Genomic DNA, 17047 nt, shown 5'->3' on the forward strand with positions numbered 1-17047 from the left:
TGCGCTAATTTAGCTGTCACTACCACACCGTTTTCATCGTGCCGCCATCCACAACCAAGGTAGCGCCGGTAATATAGCTCGCGGCCGGCGACAGTAAAAATGCCCCTGCCTTACCAAACTCAACAGGCTCGCCATAGCGACCAAGCGGTATCGTCTGCTCATTGGCGCGGCGTTGATCACTAATACTAAGGTGCTTAGCCTGCGCTTGAAGCTTGTCTAAATCCTGCATGCGATCAGTGGCAATTAACCCTGGTATCAAATTATTAACGCGGATATTTTCAGCCGCCAACTGTTTTGACAAACTTTTGGCCAAGCTCGTCACGCCCGCCCGCATAACATTGGATAGCAGCAAAAAATCGATGGGCTCTTTAACTGACGACGACGTTAGGGTCAATATGGCACCGCCACCTGCGCTGCGTAAATGCGGCAGTACCGCACGTACCATCCGTACCGCGCTCATCAGCGTTAAATTAAACGCCGCCTGCCAACTCTCATCATCAAAGGCATCAAACTGACCAACTGGCGGCCCGCCTGCATTAACCACCAAACCATCGATCCGGCCGAAATCGCTATGCGCTTCTGTTACCCACTGCTGAATACTTGCGCCGTCACTCGCGTCCATCACATAGGCCTTTACCGGATTTCCGCTGCGACCGGTCAATGCAATGGCGCTCGCCTCAATAGTTTGCGCGCTGCGACTCGCAATGGCCACAGACGCACCGTTTAAAGACAGCTGTTCGGCAATTGCCAAGCCCAAGCCTTTGCTCGCCCCCGCAACCAAAAACACTTTACCCTTGATTTGCAAATCCATATTGGCCACTCGTTGTTCTATTACAGTAAGAATGAAATCATACTAGCGGGTCTATTAAAGGCACGCCGCCAATCACTAGCAATGGCCACCGAACTTAATCAACCGAGACGGTTAGACGGGAATTGGGTAGAATAACCCCCAAAATACGTCGGCTCAAAACTTGCTTTACTTAAAGCGTACTGATGCTGACTCAAGAAAACCTAAAAAACACATGACATCAGATATAATCGCTGTCAACATTACCGCACGATGACGGGCGAATACATTATGGCAACTGACACGAACACAAGCACAAGTTATCACCACGGCAATCTCCGCCAAGAATTGATGGAGCTCGCCGAAAAGCACCTCGTTACCGGCGGCATTGGCGAGCTGAGTCTGCGCGCGCTTGCTCGAGAAATCGGCGTTTCACAAACGGCTCCTTATCGGCACTTTAAAGACAAAAATGCCTTGCTTGCAGCGCTGGCCACAGAAGGTTTTCGCCGGTTCTTTGCATTGTGTGAAGCAAGCGAAAATGAACCTAGGGCTGACCTAAGCTTATTAATGTTTGGCTTGAGCTATGTACAATTCGCCAAGCTCCATACCGAAATGTTCCATCTCATGTTTGGCCCGGTATTACAGCCTCGCAATGACTACCCAGAACTGTTTGCCGCTGGCCGCGAAGCGATTTACAAAGTCCGTGCCGGTGTTGAACGCGGTTTTAAAACCAATGTTATTCGTCAACTCGACGATGTTGCATCAATGGCACACACCGTTTGGGCAGCCGTACACGGCGTTGCGAGGCTAATGCTTGACCACGGCGATACTTATGGCTATCACCGCGACCTCGACCTTCAGGCAGAAAAATCTCTGCGTATGATGATCGCAGGTCTTTGCACTGACCCCAGCGATATTTCTAAATTACCGACAACGCCAAGCCCAGCAGCCGAATAAATTATTCGGCTGTGATTCACCGTTATAAGCGGCCCAATACCAATAATGGCGGCGTAGTAAGTACGGTTCGGCAATAAAACCACCCCGTTGCAGCCATTGTCACCGCGCCCAGTACTGGCACCACCAAAAACACCTCGCCATGCCAAACGCCGTCCATATCCAACACCCAACGCTGCACGCCATAAAGCGCGATATTACTGCCTAGGGCGGCCAACAAACCGGCTAGCAGTCCTACTGCAGAAAACTCTAACAGCAAGCCGCTGGCGACAAGTTTTCTGCTCGCCCCCAAGGTACGCAATATGGCATTTTCGTGTAGGCGACTGTCTAGGCTTGCCTGCACATTCGCCACGCTCACTAGCAAGGCGCAAACCACAACCAATAGCAGAACCAAGCCAATGGCTGCACTCACCTGCGCGACCACGGTATTCATTTGCTTAATCACGGCATCAATTTCAATCAAGGTCACCGTGGGAAATGCCCGCAACAACGCGGTAAGCAAAGGTTTGTCGCCCTCCGCCAAATAAAAACTGGTGATATAACTCCCAGCGTATTTTTCTAAGCTGCCCGGCGGAAACATAAAATAGAAATTGGGGCGCATACTGCTCCAGTCCAAGCTGCGAATACTGCTAACCTCCGCCTGCAAAGCCTGCCCGCCAATATTAAAGTTAAGCACTGAACCAAGCTTAAGATGCAATTGTTCGGCAAGCTCCTGTTCTACTGAAACAGCAATATTGTCAGCGCCGTTAACGCTCACCTCGGGCCACCACGCCCCCGCCTCAAGACGGTTGTCTTCAGGCAACTCCCTGGCCCAGCTCAAATTTATTTCTCGATTAACATTGCCGCGCTCGGCATCAATACCGTCAATGTCCTTAAGTAGCATTTCATTAATATGCGTCAAACGGCCCCTGACCATGGGGTATAAACCCGCATCTGCAATTTGGTGCTCAGCAAAAAAAGCATCCAATGGCGAAATTTCATTTGGCTGAATATTAATTAAAAAATGATTAGGCGCACCCTCGCTCAATTGCATTTGCCAATCAGCCAATAATGTTGATCGCAACACGCCCAAGGTGGTTAACGCCATTAACGCTAAGGCAAAACTTGCCACCTGAAAAGCATTGCCAAAGCGTCGCCGGTATATGGCCGCAAGTGCCAGCCGCAGTGCGCCCTGTGAACGACTCGCCGTTGCGCGCCGAGCCAGAGAAATCAAAAACAGCACCAAACCCGCGGCCAACAAACCTAAACTCAGACTTGCCAGTAACAGCGCACCGCTAAGCTGAATGTCTTTGCTATACCACCACATCAATAGCCCAACGCCGAGCAAGCCAATCAAACCACTGCTCAGCAAGTCATCACTATTGTCAGCAAGGTCTCGGCGCAATACCCGCAACGGCGCCACTTTGCTCAAGCGCCACAGCGGCGGCAAGGCAAATACCGATGTGGATACCACGGCGGTAATCGCCCCGACCATAAAGGGTCGCCAGCTTGGCGGCGGGATTTCAATATCAATTAAGCCCTGCAAGCTACGGAACAGAATTTCTTGCAAGCCAAAACCCAATAAGCCGCCCAGCACAATCGCCCCGCTGCACAACAGGGTAAGTTGACCAAGATAGCGGTATAAAATTTGCCGACGCTGGGCGCCCAGCGCCTTCATTACGGCTACATTATCGGTATTGCGGTCGCCGTAGCGCCGCGCTGCCAAGGCAATTGCGGCGCCCGCAAGAGCCACGCCCAAACTCGCCGCGAGCAACAAATAGCCCTCTGCCCGTTTTAAGGTATTCGCTAGCGCCGGCTGACCATCGCGCAGGTCTTCCCAGCGTTGTCCCTCAATTAAGTGCGGCGCAAGCCACGCCGCGTAAGCGTTGAGCTGTTCAGTATTGCCTGCAAATAAATAGCGGTAGCGCACCAAACTACCCGGCTGCACAACCTCGGTGGCCGCCAAATCACGGATATTGATCATTGCCCGTGGTGCCAGCATGTCATTCATGCCGCCACGATCAGGTTCACTGAGCAGTGCCCGGCCAAGCCTGAAGTTCGCTTCACCTAAACTGACTTCATCGCCAAGGGCTAAATTCAGCAATGCCATTAAGCGGGAGTCCAACCAAATTTCACCCGTTTGGGGGCCCCGATTGACAAGCTCTACCTCACCAAAGGCCGTGTCGCTTACGCCTAACTCGCCAATTAATGGGTAGGCTTCTGACACCCCGCGCACCGAGGCCAATTGCATATCTTCATCAGCAGCGACCATCGAGCGAAAGCTCACCACACTGGCAGTGCGCAAGCCCTGTGCCTGCGCCTCAGTTAACCAGTTCTCAGGAATACTGCGGGCAGTTTTCAGCACCCGATCTGCGGCTAAAAAATGATGACTCTGTTGCGTCATGGCGCCGCTGAGCCGCTCCGAGAATCCCGCGATGCCGGTAACAATCAGCACCGCCAAACACAGGGAAAAGCCCAATAGGCCCAGCTCGCCGCCCCGCCAAGCGCGGCTAAAATTACGCAGTGCCGCCACTATATTCATAGCGCATCCAGCGCAGAATCAATTGGCTTCGCAACGCCGTCATTATCAAATTCTTCACTCAAAACGCCGTCGTGCATCACAAATTGCCGTTCGCAGCGCCGCGCGAGGGGTAACTCATGGGTGACCAGTACGAGGGTGGTATCGCTCTCGCTATTTAACGCAAACAATAATTCAATAATGCGCTGACCGGTGTGCTCGTCTAAATTCCCGGTGGGTTCGTCGGCAAACAAAATATCCGGCTCCACCGCAAACGCACGCGCCAAGGCAACCCGCTGCTGCTCACCGCCAGAGAGCTGACGGGGGTAATGATGGCCACGTTCAGCCAAACCGACCTTATCGAGGAACACTTTTGCCTTAGCTGCCGCGCCAGAACGGCCGCTCAGCTCAAGCGGCAACATCACATTTTCCAATGCGGTTAAACCCGGCAATAGCTGGAAAGATTGGAACACAAAGCCGACATGCTTGGCCCTGAGACTAGCGCGCTGATCCTCGGTCATCACGCTGATATTTTGGCCGTGCAGAAATACCGCGCCGCTACTGGCATTGTCCAAGCCAGCCAGCAAACCCAATAAGGTGGACTTGCCCGCCCCAGACACGCCAATTATCGCCGCGCTCTCCCCCGCCTTGATTTCGAGGTTAATCCCTCGCAATATGGCAAGTTCCTGGGCACCGCTGGTGACCGTTTTACAGAGATCTTGTACTCGAATCATGTTGAAACCTGTGTTTTCATTTTATTCACGCCTACGTCGCAGCGCCGGATTACTTTTACTCTTGAGCTTGATATCGCTAGGCACAGCGTCTGTTGCCTATGCGAGCGCCGCCGATAAAACAGCCAATATACTGGTGCTTGGCGACAGCATCAGCGCAGGCTACGGCTTTGACCCCGCGCTGGGCTGGGTGACGCTGCTCAGCATGCATATCCCCGAAACTTACACGGTGGTCAATGCCAGCGTCAGCGGCGAAACCAGTGCCGGAGGCTTAAATCGTCTGCCCGCGCTATTAGCTGAACACCAGCCGAGCATCGTCATCATCGAACTTGGCGGCAATGACGGCCTGCGCGGTTACCCCGTGAATAGCTTACGTAAGAACCTGCAAGCCTTGATCAATTTAAGTATCGAGGCCGGCGCCCAACCACTGCTCCTCGGCATGAAAATTCCACCGAACTACGGTAAGCGCTATACCGAGGCCTTTGCCGCCAGCTATGCAAAAATCGCAAAGGCCAATGATCTACCCTGGGTAGACTTTTTCCTCGACAATATCGCCACCAACAGCAGCCTAATGCAAAGCGATGGCATACACCCCAACGCCGACGCCCAAACATTGATAGTACAGAAGGTACTGCCAGCACTGACACCCCTGCTGAATTAAGTTTTGGTAAGAGAAGGCATAAGCAAAGCCAGAGGAAGCACTATGGGTGGCAATATTGAGCAAGCGAACCCGCCACCGCCGAGATTCTTAGGCGCCGATGAGAAACTCGTGGTGTTCGACGGGGTCTGCAAGTTTTGTCATTTCTGGAGCCGCTTCATCATTCGCTTTGACACCCGTCAGCACATCAAACTTGCTACCGTGCAATCGCCAGTCGGTATCGCGCTAATTGAGCATTACCGCTTACCACGCAGCGAGATTGAATCCGTCTATTTTTTTGCCGGTGGTCGCGTATTTGAAAAAAGCACGGCGGTTTTCCAAATTATTAAGCAGTTGCCCTGGCTCTGGCGGCCACTGCTCGTATTGTCCCTGATCCCTCGCCCGATTCGCGATCTACTCTACGATCTTATTGCCCGCAATCGCTACCGTTTGTTTGGCCGCTATGAGCGATGCCCCCTGCCAACCGCTGAGCAACAAAGCCGATATTACTAACGTACCTTGCCCTACGCCCCGCGTAGGATTAACTATGCGACAGCGCTGCAAAATCACTTTGTAAACGCCTCATTACTCACGCGCTCTCCTCGGCTAGCTGCTTCAAAATACGACTGTAATTCTCAACTCCTTGGGCACCGGTCACAAGATGACGGCGGTTAAATACTACCGCGGGCACGCCTTGAATACCTTGGTCTAACCAGAATTGTTGAGCCACTCGCACGTCACTGGCAAAGCGCTGATCTGTCAATACAGCTAAAGCATCGCTGCGTTCGAGTCCGATTTCGGCAGCGACGTCCGCTAGAACGTTGATGTCCGACAGATTCTTGCCGTCGGTGAAGTGAGCCGAAAAAAGCGCTTGTTTTAGGTCGTGCATGCGCCCGAACTGATCTGCCCAATGCAATAACTGGTGCACGTTAAACGTGTTATGCATTCGCATATCGTCACTAAAATTAAACTCAAATCCTACTTGCGCAGCAGCCTCAGTCATCTGGATTCGACTGTCTTGCGACTGCTGTTTGCTTGTGCCATATTTTTCGGCAACATGCTCACGAAGATTTTGGCCCTGAACAGGCATATTGGGATTCAGCTCAAAGGGATGCCAATGAATTTCATGGGGCATACCACTTGCTTCCAACGCTGTTGCGAGCTGCCTGTAGCCAATTACGCACCATGGGCAGACGACATCAGATACGATATCAATTTGCAGAATATTTAAACCGCTGCTCATGTTTGTCTCCTTTGATTAATTACAATTGGCTAGACGCCAATGGCTTGGTGCTACCCGCGGGTAGTGTCGCCGTCCCGAAGGCATACAGTACGCCACGAATAAGCATAAAAAACATCAGATGCAGGGCAAATTTCACATCCACGTTATATAGAGTTATAACAGGTAATTGACTCAGCTGAGGCAGTGAATAAGCGATGATGTATTAAGGCATAAGCCTAAGAACTCATCATTGCGCTATTAGACTTAGCTCCCAGCGTCTTTGAGAGATACGTGGATAATCACTTCTTTTCCCACGAAAATTGCGTGAACGCTTTATCGACCGGGGTCTGGGCCAGATGATTTGTATAATTGCTCATTATTTTTTGACTAAGCCCCAAAATCACTTCTAATACGTTTTGCTGGGTAAAGCCGGCTGAATAAAAATCTTGTACTTGTTTCTCTTCCAGCGCACCGCGTTGACGTACCACCGCCAGGGTAAAGTCGCGCAAGGCTTCGAGCTTGGCACTTGGTAACGGCGTCTCGTCGCGCAAGGCATTACTGATCTCATCTGAAACCTTCATGGACTTCGCGATGCCGGTGTGGGCCGGCACACAATAATGACAGGCATGCTCCACGTTGATTGTTTGCCATACCACTGTTTTCTCGTCGGCGTTTAAACTGCTGTTAACAAACAAGCGGTGCAAGACTTGGTAACCCTCAAGCAAACCCGGGGCTTCAGCCATTACGGCATGCAAGCCAGGAATCATACCAAAGGCTTTCAACGAGCCTTCTAGCAGCGGCTTAGCTTCAGCCGGTGCGCTGTTTATGTCGTGCAAAGTAAATGTGCTCATTGATCTCGCCTTTTTTTGAGTGATCGTTCAAATAAAGAATTGATCTTATATTGCGTTATGAGCAGTGGTCAAGCTAAAATTGAGCGATCATTCAAAATTAACCCGGCCGACATCATTCAGGCCTATTCATAGAGAGACCGTGATGGCCCGCACTGCCAGTTTTGATCGCCAAGTTGCACTCGACAGTGCCGTTGAACTGTTCTGGTCAAGAGGCTATTACGCCACGTCGATGAAACATATTGAGAAGGCCCTAGACATGCGTCCCGGTAGCCTCTACGCGACCTTCGGCAGTAAAAGCGGTTTGTTTGCCGAGGCCTTAGATGCCTATGCCAGCCGCAGCAGTGATGACTTTAAGCAAATAAGCGACAACGCCGAGAGCGTTGTAGACGGCTTACAACGCTACCTCCGTTCATTTGCCCAGCCCTGTAATGACGATGCTCGAATGCCCGCACAGGCATGCATGCTAATTAAGACCTTGCTTGAAGTGAATGCCGAAGATGCCGCGCTGCGGGCTCAGGTTGACGCCATACTCGCAAACGTCGAAAAGCGGCTTTGCCAAGCGCTTGAGCGGGCGAAGGTGATGGGAGAATTGCGCGCGGAAGTTGATTGCCCGCGATTGGCGCGCTTATTACAAACCCAGATCATTGGCTTGCGATCATTTTCAGAGCGCAATGTCCCCAGCGATCAATTAACCGCGCTTGCTGATGATATGGCCGCCATACTCGATGCCTACCGCGTTCGCTGAATAAAGCTAAACCTGATGCTGCTAATGGACGTCTTATTTTGCGGTCACTAAAAGCAGCATTACACTCAGGGCGTCAAAAAAAATCACACCAAGCTCGCTGGATCCAACAACACTGCCAACTCCTCCCGACTTAAATCGGTCATTTCCACTGCCACGTCCAGTACCGGCCGTTGCTCGGCATAGGCCTTTTTGGCTATTTTTGCCGCCGCTATATAGCCGATAACAGGGTTGAGCGCAGTCACTAATATTGGATTGCGAGCGAGACTGTCCGCCATTACCACCTCGTCGATGGTAAAGTCGACAATGGCTTTATCGGCCAGCGCTCGGCAGGCATTACTCAGCAAGTCGATACTTTGCAGTAAGTTGTAGGCGATGACCGGCAGCATGACATTTAACTGAAAATTACCTGACTGCCCGGCGACGGTTATGCAGGCGTCGTTGCCAATTACCTGCGCGGCAGCCATCGCCACCGCCTCGGGTATCACCGGGTTTACTTTGCCCGGCATAATACTACTGCCGGGCTGCAGCGCAGGTAGGCGAATTTCGCCCAAGCCCGCCAGCGGGCCGCTGTTCATCCAGCGTAGATCATTGCTGATCTTCATTAACCCTACCGCCAAGGCCTTTAATTGGCCGGAGGCAGCCACCGCCGTGTCTTGACTGGCAAGCGCCTCAAACAGCGAGTCATTGGGCTTAAAGTTCAGGCCAGTATCGATACTGATTGCGGCACAAAACTTTTCGGCGAATAGATCGGGTGAATTCACCCCGGTGCCCACGGCCGTTGCGCCTTGCGCCAATTGGCAAAGCTGCTTTTGGGTATCAAGGAGACGTTTACGGGCCTTGTGAACCTGCTCTGCCCAAGCCAAAATTTCCTGAGACAACTTAATCGGCATCGCATCCATAAGGTGAGTGCGGCCGGTTTTCATAACATCGCCAAGCTGGCTAGCCTTGCGTTTAAGTACAGTCTCCAAATGTTCTAGCGCTGGCAATAGGTGATTGTGCAAGGCCAGCGCCGCGCTGATATGGATCGCGCTCGGAATAACATCATTGCTACTTTGACTCATATTAACGTGGTCATTGGCGCTGACCTCAAGGCCGCCGCTCTCACTGGCGAGATTAGCCAACACCTCGTTTACGTTCATATTTGTGCTGGTGCCCGAACCGGTTTGAAATACATCAATCGGGAATTGATCGCTATACGCCCCATCCAAAACCTTATCTGCAGCGCCAACAATCGCCTGAAATAGGTCTTCCGACAGCAGCTCCTCTTCGCGATTGACCATAGCCGCACAGCGCTTTATACGCACCACTGCGTGAATAAACTGCGCGGGCAGAACCAAACCGCTTATTGCAAAATTATCGAGCGCGCGCTGAGTTTGCGCCCCGTATTTCGCCGAACTAGCGACGTTGACCTCGCCCATACTGTCGCGCTCTAGCCGAAACGTATTCATGGTTTCTCCTCCCTAGCCAGCAAATTTACGCTTAAACGCCGTCATAACATAAAGCGCTTAGCCCTATGGCAATGATAATTCGTGTTATGTCCCCATAAGCCCTAAAATATATCAGCCTTAACATGGAGACCAATATGCCCACAGACTACCAAAACACTAGCACAGAACAGTGGCTACAATGGGACAAAGACCATATTTGGCACCCATACTCCTCGGTACTGAACCCGCCAGCAATGGTTCCTGTGGTGTCGGCCAAGGGCGTGAAACTCACGCTAGCGGATGGTAGTGAACTTATTGATGGTATGTCATCTTGGTGGTCAGCTATACACGGCTATAATCATCCAGCGTTAAATGCGGCGGCAAAAGCCCAGCTCGATGATATGTCTCATGTTATGTTTGGCGGCCTTACTCACCCCGCCGCCGCCAGCCTAGGAAAACGCTTGGTAGACATAACCCCTGCGCCACTCACCCGTGTATTCATCTCTGATTCTGGCTCAGTTGCTGTAGAAGTCGCCATTAAAATGGCACTGCAATACTGGCATTCTATCGGCCAGCCCAACAAAACCCGCTTGCTCGCCCTGCGCAACGGCTACCACGGTGACACTTTTGGCGCGATGGCGACCTGTGATCCCGTCACCGGCATGCACCATTTATTTAATAAGGTTTTGCCAGAACACCTATTTGCCGAGGCGCCCAAAACTGCCTTTGGCGAATCCGCCACCGAAGCGGATTTAGCGAATATCACATCACTCTTAAAAAACCATCATCAGGAGTTAGCTGCGGTGATCCTTGAGCCTGTTGTGCAGGGCGCCGGGGGCATGCGCTTTTACGGCGGCGACTACTTAAAACAACTGCGTGCACTTTGCGATGACTACGATGTATTACTCATTCACGATGAAATTGCCACTGGCTTTGGCCGCAGCGGCAAACTCTTTGCCTGCGAGCACGCGGGTATTAGTCCCGACATTATGTGTGTCGGCAAGGCGTTGACCGGCGGATACTTATCCTTAGCGGCAACCCTGTGTAGCGAAAAAATTGCCCACGGTATATGCGAAGGCGAAGCCGGCGTTTTTATGCACGGCCCCACCTTTATGGGCAATCCATTGGCATGCAGCATTGCTAATGCCAGTATCGACTTGCTCTTGGCCAGCGACTGGCAAGGTAATATTCAACGAATCGAGGCAGGTCTGAAGACTGGCCTAGCCGCCGCGGCCGAGCTAAACAGCGTCGAGGCCGTGCGTTGTCTGGGCGCGATTGGCGTGATTGAAATGAAAACGCCAGTCAATATGGCCAGTTTGCAGGCTAGGTTTATTGACAGGGGAATTTGGATTCGACCTTTTGGCAAGCTGGTGTACACCATGCCTCCCTATATTATCAGCAACGCCGATCTCGCTCTGCTTTGCCAGCAGATGGTCGCCGCCTTGGCCGCAGAGGAATAAACCCAAATGAGTAATGCCAATTTTAAAACCTGGCTTCACGAGATTATTTTTGGCACCGAACCTGGTCCCGGTCGCAACTTCGACATTTTCTTGATTGTGGTCATACTGAGTAGCGTCGCCGCTTTGTTCGTGGATTCGGTAGCATCTATTCACCAGCGCTACGGCGATTTCTTATTTGGCATAGAAGTTTTTTTTACCATTTTATTCACGTTGGAGTATGGCGCGCGAATTTATTGTTCACCTAATCGACGCGCCTATATATTCAGTTTTTACGGCTTAATTGATCTACTCGCGACAATACCCACGTATCTTTCCATCTTCATTCCCGGCGCCCAGCACTTATTGGTCATCCGAGTATTCAGAGTGCTGCGAGTTTTTAGGGTATTTAAGCTTTTTCACTATATGAGCGAAGCCAATGTGCTGCTGCGTTCTCTGCTTGCATCACGGCGCAAAATATCTGTTTTCCTCGTTTCTGTGCTGACGGTAATCGTGGTTTTTGGCGCCTTGATGTATTTAATAGAAGGCCCAGAGAATGGCTTTACCAGCTTACCCAGAAGCATGTACTGGGCGATTGTGACCGTGACCACCGTCGGTTATGGCGACATCGCACCCCACACCCCACTGGGCCAACTCGTTGCTGCCATGGCGATGATAACGAGCTACGCCATTATCGCCATTCCCACCGGCATTCTCAGTGCAGAATTAATTCAAGAAAGTCAGCGTATGATCACCAACCGCCAGTGTGTTAACTGTGCAAAATTTGGCCACGACAAAGAAGCCAATTACTGCAAGCACTGCGGCGAAAAAATGCCGCCGCCTCAATAAGCACAATGGACATAAAATAAAAAAGCCAGTCGCGACAAATGAGGGGGAAACCGCGACTGGCTGAGGGAAAATTCACTCTATATAAATTGCTGTATCACTCGACCTTACTTGCAACAATCAAATTAACGCCGAGCAAGAAAACCAGACTTATTAAACCCTATGCCTTAATAAGTCTGGTTTGCATTTTAAAATACAAATCTAGCGCCCAGCTTCACGGTGTCCATATCCCCTTCCCAGTTTGAGGCTGGCGCGGGAAAGGTCGAGTCATCAAGGTCAATTTTGTAGCGATCGTACTCTAGTGCCACAACAATATGCTCACTCACCTTTAAGTCGGCACCGACACCGAAAAAGGGCTCATCGCCATCATAGCTTTGCTTAAATCCTGCGGCGCGGAGATCGGCATCCCAAAATAACTGCCCTGCTTTTGCATAAAGGCCCATTTGCTCGGTTAAGGGCAAACGACCGACCACCGCCAAACCATAGCCATCAACACTGGCCTTACCGACATCACCACCAAATGAACCGAAATCAATATAGCTAGCTTCAAAGCCTAAAAATTGATTGAGTTGTGCGCCCACGATGGCTTCTTTAAAATCATCGTCTTCATCAAAATCGCCACCGCGATCCTTATAACCACCGTAATTGGCCCCGATGTAAGCGTGTGGCCCTACCGTTGGATTTGCAAACGCGGTAGATGCTAAGGTTGTTGTGCCAATAACAGCGGCAAGTAAGGCCAAGCTATGTGAATATAATGTGCGCATAAAGTTTTCCTCTATGAATTGAATTCAAATTTGGAGAATGAGTAAATGCGGGCCAATGGCCCGCACACAAGCGGATTACTCAGCTTCTTCTTCATTCTCTTGAATCGCTTTCCAGCGACCAAGATACTCGTCACGACTTACCGCGCCATCTGAATCAGTATCGATTGCAGAGAAATATTGGTTTAATGAGTTCTCTGATTTCGCTTCACTTTCGTCGAGTGCGCCGTCACCGTTCTGGTCCAGTGCAGTAAAAATTGCGCCGCTCGCCTCATCAGTGCCCTGCATAGCGCCCTCGCCCTGCATAGATCCTTGGCCACCCAAGCTGCCTGAGCCCATGCCGCTGCCCTGCTGGCTACCTTGCTGAATGTCAGTATTCACACCACCTTGGCCACTACCTTGGATCACGCCCGATACCGGCTCTGCCAAACAAAATGAACTTAATGCTAAACCTGCGAAAACTGCTGCTATCTTTTTCATGGTTTTCTCCTTAATCATTACCAATTTTAAATAATCGGAATAATTTCTGATTTATCAAATTCACCAGTGACACCTAAATTTTCCTTGCCTGTTAAAGCGTTTCTGCGGCGTCGTCTAGACAATTGCAATGGCTGTGCCAAAATTTATTTTATAATAAAAACAATAACTTATGATTTTGTCGCGAACTAAGCCACTAGGGTCGCGGTCAAATCGTTGGCATTTGGCAACACATTGCCAACATTAAATAATTTAATTAATTATTTCAGTAGCTTAGCTAGTCTTTAATTTGCAACATGCTAAATTTTTATAAAATGGAAAGGGGTAATAGCGATTTTTATTAGTAAAAAACTCAGCCTTACCCAGCAATGGATAGGGACAACCGTGCTGTCGATGTTGCCGCTTATTATTGCGGTAACCTACGCCGCCTTAGAAATGAGCAGCCAAGCGCGTGCCCAACAACGTTTGGTCATGGACCAAGCGCAAATATCTCAGCTTAGTATTACCGTTCAAGAACTCAATAAGGAAATCGAGCGATCAGCACGGCAGTACCAGCTACTACAAGACCAAAGCTTATTAGAAATACTAAAAATCAAGCAGCATCAGCTTAGTGAAAGTCTCAGTAAAATTGAGCGCCAATTACCCGAACTTAAAAACAGCAGCACATTAACGAAAATCGAGCAAATTACTGCAGATATCAACAAGGCATCACGTAGCGACGACCCCAAACAAAAACGACAATTAGCTACGCTTTACGCAGATTTAAAGAGCGCCAGTAACGACTTACACAATCAACTAAGCAAGGCAGTTCAAAGCAATTTAAACAATGCCGAACAAGCCTTAAATAATGTTTTATGGCGCATGCTAATTACTGGCTTACTGGCGCTACCTGCAAGTTTGCTGCTACTGGGCGCAAGCTCCATCATCGTTACCCGATCCATACGCCGCTTATCTCTCGCCATTAACCATCTTGGCGAACGCAGCTGGGACACACCGATTGACATTGACGGCCCATCCGATTTAATCGAGCTCGGCCACCGATTGGAATGGATGCGGGTTCAGCTACTAGGTGCCGAGCAATACAAGGCGCAATTCACCCAACACATCACCCACGAACTAAAAAGCCCGCTCGCTGCCATAATGGACGCAGAAGCTCTTCTCGCCGATCAAATTCCGGGGCAACTCAATGACAAGCAGATGGCGGTACTCACTATTTTGCGAAATCAAGCCGAGAACCTCCAAGAGTTAATTCAACAGCTACTCAACTTCAATGCGGTATCTCAGGGTATAGCCGCCCACAAGGAGAAAATAGACTTATCTCTTATGTGCAAAAATTTAATTGCTCGTTACCGCAGTTTTTTACCGGATACCGCGCTCAACATTAAAACCCCTAGTAATGGCCAACTCGTTACCGGTAATGCCCAGCTGATCGAAATGATTTTGAGTAACTTACTGTCTAATGCCATTCACTTTTGTCGCACCGGCGGTGAAATCGCGATTAATTGGGGGCACTGCAATATTAAGCAACACAGCCACGACGTTAACGCCCCCCCAGAAGATTGCAGTCATTGGTGGCTGCAGGTCAGCGACAATGGCCCCGGCATTGATATTGACGAACAAGAAGCTGTGTTCCGGCCCTTTTATCAAGGCAAGAACAAACGACACGGTGCCTTGAAAGGCAGTGGCATTGGACTGGCCATTGTTAAAGCCTGCGCCGAACAGGCCCAGGCGACACTGACATTAAAATCACAAAAAGACCAAGGCGCAGAATTTACCCTCTGCTTTCCTACGCAACGATGAAACGGACTATGAATAGAATTCTACTACTGCTCAATATTTCACTACTCGGCGCGTGCTCCTTAGTTGCTCCTGCCCCAAAACACGCGTCGGCTCCCGTAAACGACACCGCGCCGGAGGTAGTGGCAATCCACGTACCAGCGCCCGTGATCGCGCTGCTTGCAAAACGCCAGGCCTGGTGTCTACTGCCAGAAGACGAACGCTTACAGGTGCAAGGAATTTTGCAGACGCGAAACAATAGTACCAGTCAATTCCAGCAATTAATTTTGGCCACATGCGCACCTGAGCACAACGCAAAACAAAGTCGTGCATTAATCACCATGCTTAATGCTCAGTCACTAAGTGAAGCCGAGCGGGCCTTATTGAGCCTCATCGACGATACCAACCGCGCCTTACTGCAAACCCAGCAAGAGCGTGACGTATTTCAGGCCAAGCTGCGCCACACCATTGACGGTATTAGCGATATCGAAGCCCAAATCAATAGCAATGAAACCCAGCAGTTAAGAGGTCAACAATGAATACACAGTCGCGTATAAAAATACTACTAGTAGACGACGATCCCGGCGTATTGCAGTTGCTCTCAATGCGCTTAGAGGCATTAGACTTTGAGGTAGTCTGTGCCGATGGTGGCAAAAGTGCACTGGCAACGCTGCAAAAAGAGTGCGCAAATATTGTTATTTCAGATTTACGCATGGACGGTATGGATGGCATAGAACTCTTCGAAAAAATCCAACAACAATATGCTGGCCTACCGGTCATTGTACTTACCGCCCATGGTTCTATTAAAGAAGCCGTGAGTGCGACCCAAAAAGGCGTTTTCAGCTTTCTCACCAAGCCGGTCGATAAAGATGAACTGCTCAGCAGTATTCATCAGGCGCTAAGTTTTAGTGTCGACAGACCATCCGGACACAGTGTTGGAAGCAATATTATTACCTGTTGCGCGAAGATGCAGCAGCTACTGGAGCAAGCAAAATTACTGGCTAAAAGTGATATTAATATTATGATTCGCGGTGAAAGTGGCACCGGCAAAGAGCTCTTAGCCAGCGCGATACAAGCAGCTAGCGATCGAGCCGACCAGCCATTTATTGCAATTAACTGCAGCGCCATTCCCGCAGACTTATTAGAGTCAGAGTTGTTCGGCCACGTTAAAGGCGCGTTTACTGGCGCCAGCCGCGATAACAAAGGGTTGTTCGCCAGTGCCGATGGCGGCACGGTATTCTTAGACGAAATTGGCGATATGCCTGCTCCCCTGCAAGTAAAACTACTCCGGGTGCTGCAGGAACAAAAAATCAGACCTGTCGGCAGCCAACAAGACATCAGCATCAATGTTAGAGTGCTTTCTGCCACCCACCAACACCTTGAAGATGCCATTGCGGATGGGCGATTCCGCGAGGACTTATATTACCGTCTCAATGTCGCATCGCTTAGTTTACCGGCCCTGCGCGACCGCCGCGCCGATATTCAACTTTTAGCAAAACACTTTTTACACAATATTGGTTTGCGGGCTAATAGCAAGGCAAAGCGTTTTTCACCTGCAGCGCTGTGTGCGCTAATGGCCTATGATTGGCCCGGTAATATACGCCAGTTAAGCAATATCGTTGAACAACTTGCAGCGCTTTCGCCCGCCGCGATTATTGGCGAGGCCCAAACCATCGCCGCCCTGCCCCAATCAAAAAATCCCGCCAGCGAGCTCCCACCGCTCGCCGAAGCTCGAAAGAAATTTGAACGCGAATATCTAGAGCAGGTGCTGGCCTCGACCAAGGGAAATGTTACCGACGCGGCGCGACAAGCCGGCCGAAATCGTTCAGATTTACATAAGCTCATCAAAAAGCACCAGCTAAACCCCGATATTCTGCGCAATGCTAAAACCTAAACAGCC

The 17047-nt window shown here is 50.4% G+C and carries 17 protein-coding genes; 9 read left to right on the plus strand and 8 right to left on the minus strand.

Annotated elements, in window-relative coordinates; genetic code table 11:
• Positions 1 to 19 precede the first annotated feature (19 nt).
• Positions 20 to 811 carry an SDR family oxidoreductase gene (locus tag HNQ57_RS00355; RefSeq protein ID WP_184460654.1) on the minus strand — a complete coding sequence of 264 codons (792 nt, stop codon included), beginning with the start codon at positions 809 to 811 and terminating at the stop codon, positions 20 to 22.
• Between the two features lie 267 nt (positions 812 to 1078).
• Here HNQ57_RS00355 and HNQ57_RS00360 point away from each other — a divergent pair, with 267 nt between their 5' ends.
• Positions 1079 to 1744, plus strand: a complete 666-nt coding sequence (locus HNQ57_RS00360; protein WP_184460655.1) for a TetR/AcrR family transcriptional regulator — start codon at positions 1079 to 1081, stop codon at positions 1742 to 1744.
• A gap of 22 nt (positions 1745 to 1766) precedes the next feature.
• Here the strand turns inward: HNQ57_RS00360 and HNQ57_RS00365 are convergent, their stop codons facing one another.
• Both HNQ57_RS00365 and HNQ57_RS00370 read right to left on the minus strand, forming a co-directional pair.
• Positions 1767 to 4262: an ABC transporter permease gene (locus tag HNQ57_RS00365; protein ID WP_184460656.1), complete on the minus strand. Its 2496-nt coding sequence runs from the start codon at positions 4260 to 4262 to the stop codon at positions 1767 to 1769.
• Positions 4259 to 4972 (minus strand): ABC transporter ATP-binding protein, encoded by a 714-nt coding sequence (locus HNQ57_RS00370; protein ID WP_184460657.1) that lies wholly within the window; start codon positions 4970 to 4972, stop codon positions 4259 to 4261. The genes HNQ57_RS00365 and HNQ57_RS00370 overlap by 4 nt, the downstream gene beginning before the upstream one ends.
• 61 nt (positions 4973 to 5033) lie before the next feature.
• Between HNQ57_RS00370 and HNQ57_RS00375 the strand changes: the two genes are divergently transcribed.
• Both HNQ57_RS00375 and HNQ57_RS00380 read left to right on the plus strand, forming a co-directional pair.
• Entirely contained in the window at positions 5034 to 5630 is a 597-nt protein-coding gene (locus HNQ57_RS00375) for an arylesterase (protein ID WP_226968267.1), read from the plus strand.
• A 42-nt stretch (positions 5631 to 5672) separates the two neighbouring features.
• Positions 5673 to 6119 (plus strand): thiol-disulfide oxidoreductase DCC family protein, encoded by a 447-nt coding sequence (locus tag HNQ57_RS00380; protein WP_184460659.1) that lies wholly within the window; start codon positions 5673 to 5675, stop codon positions 6117 to 6119.
• A gap of 76 nt (positions 6120 to 6195) precedes the next feature.
• Here the strand turns inward: HNQ57_RS00380 and HNQ57_RS00385 are convergent, their stop codons facing one another.
• Positions 6196 to 6849, minus strand: coding sequence for a DsbA family oxidoreductase (locus HNQ57_RS00385; RefSeq protein ID WP_184460660.1), 654 nt, complete (start codon positions 6847 to 6849; stop codon positions 6196 to 6198).
• A gap of 278 nt (positions 6850 to 7127) precedes the next feature.
• Positions 7128 to 7679 (minus strand): carboxymuconolactone decarboxylase family protein, encoded by a 552-nt coding sequence (locus tag HNQ57_RS00390; RefSeq protein WP_184460661.1) that lies wholly within the window; start codon positions 7677 to 7679, stop codon positions 7128 to 7130.
• Between the two features lie 142 nt (positions 7680 to 7821).
• Here HNQ57_RS00390 and HNQ57_RS00395 point away from each other — a divergent pair, with 142 nt between their 5' ends.
• The gene (locus HNQ57_RS00395) at positions 7822 to 8424 is read left to right on the plus strand and encodes a TetR/AcrR family transcriptional regulator (protein WP_184460662.1); all 603 of its coding nucleotides are present in this window, start codon (positions 7822 to 7824) and stop codon (positions 8422 to 8424) included.
• 83 nt (positions 8425 to 8507) lie between these two features.
• On the opposite strand, the gene HNQ57_RS00400 is transcribed toward HNQ57_RS00395, so the two are convergent.
• On the minus strand, positions 8508 to 9872 hold the full coding sequence (locus HNQ57_RS00400) for a class II fumarate hydratase (RefSeq protein WP_184460663.1): 1365 nt from the start codon (positions 9870 to 9872) through the stop codon (positions 8508 to 8510).
• Between the two features lie 134 nt (positions 9873 to 10006).
• Between HNQ57_RS00400 and bioA the strand changes: the two genes are divergently transcribed.
• A complete protein-coding gene (bioA, locus tag HNQ57_RS00405; protein WP_184460664.1) occupies positions 10007 to 11311 on the plus strand; it encodes an adenosylmethionine--8-amino-7-oxononanoate transaminase in 1305 nt (434 codons plus the stop codon).
• Positions 11312 to 11317: 6 nt separating this feature from the next.
• Positions 11318 to 12136 (plus strand): ion transporter, encoded by an 819-nt coding sequence (locus tag HNQ57_RS00410; RefSeq protein WP_008249487.1) that lies wholly within the window; start codon positions 11318 to 11320, stop codon positions 12134 to 12136.
• A 185-nt stretch (positions 12137 to 12321) separates the two neighbouring features.
• Here the strand turns inward: HNQ57_RS00410 and HNQ57_RS00415 are convergent, their stop codons facing one another.
• Together HNQ57_RS00415 and HNQ57_RS00420 are read right to left on the minus strand one after the other, a co-directional pair.
• The gene (locus HNQ57_RS00415; RefSeq protein ID WP_184460666.1) at positions 12322 to 12897 is read right to left on the minus strand and encodes an outer membrane beta-barrel protein; all 576 of its coding nucleotides are present in this window, start codon (positions 12895 to 12897) and stop codon (positions 12322 to 12324) included.
• A gap of 75 nt (positions 12898 to 12972) precedes the next feature.
• The gene (locus HNQ57_RS00420; RefSeq protein ID WP_184460667.1) at positions 12973 to 13374 is read right to left on the minus strand and encodes an EF-hand domain-containing protein; all 402 of its coding nucleotides are present in this window, start codon (positions 13372 to 13374) and stop codon (positions 12973 to 12975) included.
• Between the two features lie 390 nt (positions 13375 to 13764).
• Here HNQ57_RS00420 and HNQ57_RS00425 point away from each other — a divergent pair, with 390 nt between their 5' ends.
• The 3 genes from HNQ57_RS00425 to HNQ57_RS00435 are packed head-to-tail and all read left to right on the plus strand — an operon-like array spanning position 13765 to position 17041.
• Positions 13765 to 15171 carry a sensor histidine kinase gene (locus HNQ57_RS00425; protein ID WP_226968277.1) on the plus strand — a complete coding sequence of 469 codons (1407 nt, stop codon included), beginning with the start codon at positions 13765 to 13767 and terminating at the stop codon, positions 15169 to 15171.
• An 8-nt stretch (positions 15172 to 15179) separates the two neighbouring features.
• Positions 15180 to 15686, plus strand: a complete 507-nt coding sequence (locus HNQ57_RS00430) for a hypothetical protein (RefSeq protein WP_184460669.1) — start codon at positions 15180 to 15182, stop codon at positions 15684 to 15686.
• The gene (locus HNQ57_RS00435) at positions 15683 to 17041 is read left to right on the plus strand and encodes a sigma-54-dependent transcriptional regulator (protein WP_184460670.1); all 1359 of its coding nucleotides are present in this window, start codon (positions 15683 to 15685) and stop codon (positions 17039 to 17041) included. Before HNQ57_RS00430 ends, HNQ57_RS00435 begins: the two co-directional genes overlap by 4 nt.
• Positions 17042 to 17047: the final 6 nt, after the last annotated feature.

Origin of the sequence: Zhongshania antarctica (genome assembly GCF_014202945.1) — a bacterium.
In the GTDB taxonomy this organism is placed as follows: Bacteria; Pseudomonadota; Gammaproteobacteria; order Pseudomonadales; family Spongiibacteraceae; genus Spongiibacter; species Spongiibacter antarcticus.

Bases quoted from the DNA above. Each gene is read 5' to 3' on its own strand.
- HNQ57_RS00355 (WP_184460654.1), bottom strand. From the start codon at position 811: ATGGATTTGCAAATCAAGGGTAAAGTGTTTTTGGTTGCGGGGGCGAGC.
- HNQ57_RS00360 (WP_184460655.1), top strand. From the start codon at position 1,079: ATGGCAACTGACACGAACACAAGCACAAGTTATCACCACGGCAATCTC.
- HNQ57_RS00365 (WP_184460656.1), bottom strand. From the start codon at position 4,262: ATGAATATAGTGGCGGCACTGCGTAATTTTAGCCGCGCTTGGCGGGGC.
- HNQ57_RS00370 (WP_184460657.1), bottom strand. From the start codon at position 4,972: ATGATTCGAGTACAAGATCTCTGTAAAACGGTCACCAGCGGTGCCCAG.
- HNQ57_RS00380 (WP_184460659.1), top strand. From the start codon at position 5,673: ATGGGTGGCAATATTGAGCAAGCGAACCCGCCACCGCCGAGATTCTTA.
- HNQ57_RS00385 (WP_184460660.1), bottom strand. From the start codon at position 6,849: ATGAGCAGCGGTTTAAATATTCTGCAAATTGATATCGTATCTGATGTC.
- HNQ57_RS00390 (WP_184460661.1), bottom strand. From the start codon at position 7,679: ATGAGCACATTTACTTTGCACGACATAAACAGCGCACCGGCTGAAGCT.
- HNQ57_RS00395 (WP_184460662.1), top strand. From the start codon at position 7,822: ATGGCCCGCACTGCCAGTTTTGATCGCCAAGTTGCACTCGACAGTGCC.
- HNQ57_RS00400 (WP_184460663.1), bottom strand. From the start codon at position 9,872: ATGAATACGTTTCGGCTAGAGCGCGACAGTATGGGCGAGGTCAACGTC.
- bioA (WP_184460664.1), top strand. From the start codon at position 10,007: ATGCCCACAGACTACCAAAACACTAGCACAGAACAGTGGCTACAATGG.
- HNQ57_RS00410 (WP_008249487.1), top strand. From the start codon at position 11,318: ATGAGTAATGCCAATTTTAAAACCTGGCTTCACGAGATTATTTTTGGC.
- HNQ57_RS00415 (WP_184460666.1), bottom strand. From the start codon at position 12,897: ATGCGCACATTATATTCACATAGCTTGGCCTTACTTGCCGCTGTTATT.
- HNQ57_RS00420 (WP_184460667.1), bottom strand. From the start codon at position 13,374: ATGAAAAAGATAGCAGCAGTTTTCGCAGGTTTAGCATTAAGTTCATTT.
- HNQ57_RS00425 (WP_226968277.1), top strand. From the start codon at position 13,765: ATGTTGCCGCTTATTATTGCGGTAACCTACGCCGCCTTAGAAATGAGC.
- HNQ57_RS00430 (WP_184460669.1), top strand. From the start codon at position 15,180: ATGAATAGAATTCTACTACTGCTCAATATTTCACTACTCGGCGCGTGC.
- HNQ57_RS00435 (WP_184460670.1), top strand. From the start codon at position 15,683: ATGAATACACAGTCGCGTATAAAAATACTACTAGTAGACGACGATCCC.